General features: G+C 65.8%; 1 protein-coding gene. It reads right to left on the bottom strand.

Annotation, left to right across the window (positions count from 1 at the left end; all coding sequences use genetic code 11):
- Positions 1-439 (bottom strand): efflux RND transporter permease subunit (locus CKW40_RS42485; RefSeq protein WP_143748544.1); only part of this gene is annotated, 439 nt, incomplete at both ends.

The raw sequence follows: 439 nt of genomic DNA, 5'->3' as shown, positions 1-439 counted from the left end.
TTCCTCTTCTGCGCCGGCAATCTTGATCTGATAATCCGGCGGCAAGTCCGCGCGAATCTTGTCGAGCAGCGGGTTGATCTGCGCGGTCACGGTCGGGCCCTGCACGCCGTCCACCACGTCGGATTGCACGGTGATGCCGTAGTCGCGGTTCTCACGCCAGATCACGCCGGGTTCCCACGCAAAACCAACTCGCGCCACCTGCGTCAGCGGCACCGTGCGGCCACTGCTGGTCGGGACTTGCACGCGCTGCAGTGCGTCGAGCGTGTTGCGCTCGTCCTCCTGCGGACGCATCACGATGTCGAGCAGCTTGTCGCCGTCGCGGTATTGGGCGATGGGCGCGCCGGACATCACCGTCTGCGTGACCTGCGAGATGGAACCGGTCGACACACCCAGCGCGCGCGCCTTGTCCTGGTCGATGTCCAGGCGCAGCACCTTGACG

It is taken from the genome of Mesorhizobium carmichaelinearum (genome assembly GCF_900199455.1).
Classification (GTDB): domain Bacteria; phylum Pseudomonadota; class Alphaproteobacteria; order Rhizobiales; family Rhizobiaceae; genus Mesorhizobium; species Mesorhizobium carmichaelinearum.
Note: the sequence above shows the minus strand (reverse complement) of the source record. Positions and strands in the feature narration are given on the sequence as shown.